Annotated in this window: 3 protein-coding genes; 2 read left to right on the top strand and 1 reads right to left on the bottom strand. The window is 68.7% G+C overall.

The window, feature by feature from the left end; translation table 11 throughout:
• Positions 1-1,473, top strand: a 1,473-nt coding sequence (locus E8A12_RS04450) for an amidohydrolase family protein (protein WP_293366555.1), incomplete at its 5' end; no start/stop codon positions are given.
• 1 nt (position 1,474) lies between these two features.
• On the opposite strand, the gene E8A12_RS04445 is transcribed toward E8A12_RS04450, so the two are convergent.
• Positions 1,475-2,359 carry a folate-binding protein YgfZ gene (locus E8A12_RS04445; protein ID WP_293366554.1) on the bottom strand — a complete coding sequence of 295 codons (885 nt, stop codon included), beginning with the start codon at positions 2,357-2,359 and terminating at the stop codon, positions 1,475-1,477.
• Between the two features lie 60 nt (positions 2,360-2,419).
• Here E8A12_RS04445 and E8A12_RS04440 point away from each other — a divergent pair.
• Positions 2,420-3,138, top strand: a 719-nt coding sequence (locus tag E8A12_RS04440; protein WP_293366553.1) for a glycosyltransferase family 9 protein, incomplete at its 3' end; no start/stop codon positions are given.

Here is a 3,138-nt window from a genome sequence, read left to right as displayed (position 1 = left end):
CAGAGACTGGCCGGCATCGCGGGCGCGCTAGGAATCCTGGCGCTGGCGGGACCGGAGGCCCAGGCGGCCGGGCCGACCTACGACCTCGTCATCATGGGCGGCCGGGTGATGGACCCGGAGACCGGCGCTGACCGCATTGCCAATGTCGGCGTGGCTAAGGGCAAGATTGTCGCCATCAGCAAGTCACCGCTCTCGGGCAAGCGTCGCATCGACGCCAAGGGCCTGGTGGTGGCGCCAGGGTTCATCGACCTGCATTCCCACGGCCACGATCCATTCGGCTACGACCAGCAGGTCCGCGACGGCGTGACCACCTCGCTGGAGCTCGAGGCCGGATTCTATCCGGTGAAGGATTTCTATGCCGCTCGCGCGGGCAGGACCCGGATCAACTACGGCGCCAGCGTCAGCATCCAGAGCGTCAGGGCGAAGATCAAAACCGGCCAGGCTGGGGCCATGAACGATCCCGCCACGATCGTCCGCAAGACCGAGTGGGCGGAAACGCCCTTCACGAAAGCCGAGCGCGACCGCGAGCGCGCCATCTACCGTGAAGAGTTCGCCGCCGGGGGCCTGGGCCTCGGCTTGCTCTCGGAGTACCTGCCGGCGCTGGGCCGTGATGAAATCTACGACCTGATGAAAGACTCGGCCGCGCTTCACGCGCCGGTGTTCGTCCACGTGCGCGCCGCGACCCACGCCGACGTGGATAACCTGATGACGCCGATGCAGGAGATGGTCGCCGACGCTGCCTCGACCGGAGCGTCCGTACATATCTGTCATATCGGATCGAAGAGCCTTACGGCCATCGTGCCCGTGCTCGACATGATCGACGGCGCCCGCAAGCACGGCGTGGACGTCAGCACCGAGGTCTACCCCTACGACGCCGGCTCGACGGTGATCGGCAGCGCCCTTTTCAACGACGGCTGGCGCGAGCGCCAGGGCGCGGACTTCAAGGACATCGAGTGGCCGCCGACCGGCGAGCGGATGACGGCGGAAAGCTTCGCGAAGTTCCGCAAGGAGCAGCCGGAAGCCTTCGTGATCCTGCACACCATCCCACCGGCGACGGTGGAGATCGCGGTCGCCCATCCGGGCGTGATGATCGCCTCGGACGCCGTGCCCTACGCCAACGGCGCGGGCCATCCCCGCGGCACCGGCACCTTCGCACGCGTTCTGGGCGTCTATGTGCGCGAAAAGCACGCGCTGACCCTGATGGATGCGATCGGCAAGATGACGCTCCTGCCGGCCAAGCGCCTGGAACAGATCTCGCCGGCCATGCGCCACAAAGGCCGGGTTCAGGTCGGCGACGACGCCGATCTGACACTGTTCGATCCGGCGACGGTCATTGACCGGGCGACCTATGCCCAGCCGGTCCGCACGTCGGCCGGCGTCCCCTATGTCATCGTGGGCGGCGTGCCAGTGGTCGAGGCGGGCGAGATCGTGAAAACGGCCTTCCCCGGCAAGGGCGTGACGTCAGGCCACTAGCCTAGGCGACCGCTTGGCCGAGGCCTTCGAGAAGCCACCCCGGCCGCTCCAGCGTCGCCGGCCGGCCTTCGACGGTCAGGCTCGCGCCCTCCGCCCGGTCGAGCCGCATCAGCGCGATGGCCCGGTCCTCGCCGGTCGAGGTCACCACGCCGGCCCGTATCGCGCCCGCTAACACCTCCGCGCCCACCGCCGGCGCGGGCCCCTCGAACTCGATCGGCAGCATGCGGCTCTTGATCTGGCCGCGGCGCTTCATCCGCGAAGTGGTCTCCTGGCCGATGAAGCAGCCCTTCTGGAAGTCGATGCCGTTCAGGAGGTCGAAGTTGGCCTCGATGGGATAGGTCTTGTCCGAACCCCAGTCCGCCGGGCCTGGCACGCCGAGTTCGAGTTTGGCGGCGTCGCGGGCGGCTTCGTCAGCGATCATCGCGCCCGTCGGCGGCTCGACGCCGTAGCCTCGCCAGCCCAAGGCCGGCAGGCGCGGATCGGCAACCCAAGCTCCGAGCGCCCCAGCGGACGCCGGCGCCCACGCTGAATCACTGCCCGGACCCCGGCCTTCGCCGGGACGAGCGGCAAAGAGAGCGGCCACAGCGGTCTCGTCCGCCGCGATCTGCACCTTCGCCCGCAGGCGGTACATGGTCAGGCGCTGGACGATCGCGGCGCGGTGCTCGGCCAGCACGTCCAGCCAGCAACCGTCCTCGCGGCCCACCACGAAGAGGTCGTAGAGCAGCCGTCCCTGCGGGGTCAGCAGCGCGCCGAATCTGGCCTCGCCGGCGGCCAGCGTCTCCACGTCCTGGGTGATCAGGCCCTGAAGGAAGTCCCGCCAGTCCGGACCCGACAGCGCGATCAGCGCGCGGCTCGTCAGTGGCGCAAAGGTCAGGGTTTCGCTCATAGGCGCAATTTGGGGTCTGCGGCGGTGGAGCGCCAGCGCTACGCATCCTATAGAGGGCCGATGTCGCGCGGCGCCTTCCCGATCCTGTTCATCACCTCCAACCGGATCGGCGACGCAGTGCTGTCGTCGGGGCTGATCAAGCGGCTGTCCGACGAGATCCCCAACGCCCGCTTCACCATCGTCGCCGGGCCCGTGGCCGCGCCGCTGTTCGAGGAGGTTCCGACCCTCGACCGGATCATCGTCCTGGCCAAGGCCAAGAATCGCGGCCACTGGATCGAGCTCTGGCAGCAGGTGCGCAGCACGCGCTGGGGACTAGTGGTCGACCTGCGCGGCTCCGGGCTGTCACGCTTCGTTTCCACGCGGCGGCGAGCCATCTGGCGCAAGGGTTCCGGGCCGCCGGTGCACAAGGTGATCGAGGCCGCTCGCATCCTGAAGATCGAGGACGATCCCGCGCCGCCCTTCATCTTCACCACTCCGGAGACCGAGGCGCGCGCCGACGAACTGACCGCCGGCTTTGGGCCGATCCTGGCGCTGGCGCCGGCCGCCAACTGGCTGGGCAAGACCTGGCCGCTCGAGCGGTTTTCCCGCGTCGCCATGCGCCTACTCGACCCCGAGGGGCCGATGAAGGGGGGCCGGCTAATGGTGCTGGGCGGTCCGGAAGACGCCAAGCTGGCCAAGGGCCTGCGCGACGTGGTCATGCGCAACCAGTTCATCAACCTGACCGAGGACACCGACCTGCTCACCGCCTACGCCTGCCTGAAGCGGGCGCGGTTGTTCAT

It is taken from the genome of Phenylobacterium sp., assembly GCF_004799395.1.
Lineage (GTDB): Bacteria > Pseudomonadota > Alphaproteobacteria > Caulobacterales > Caulobacteraceae > Phenylobacterium.
Note: the sequence above shows the minus strand (reverse complement) of the source record. Positions and strands in the feature narration are given on the sequence as shown.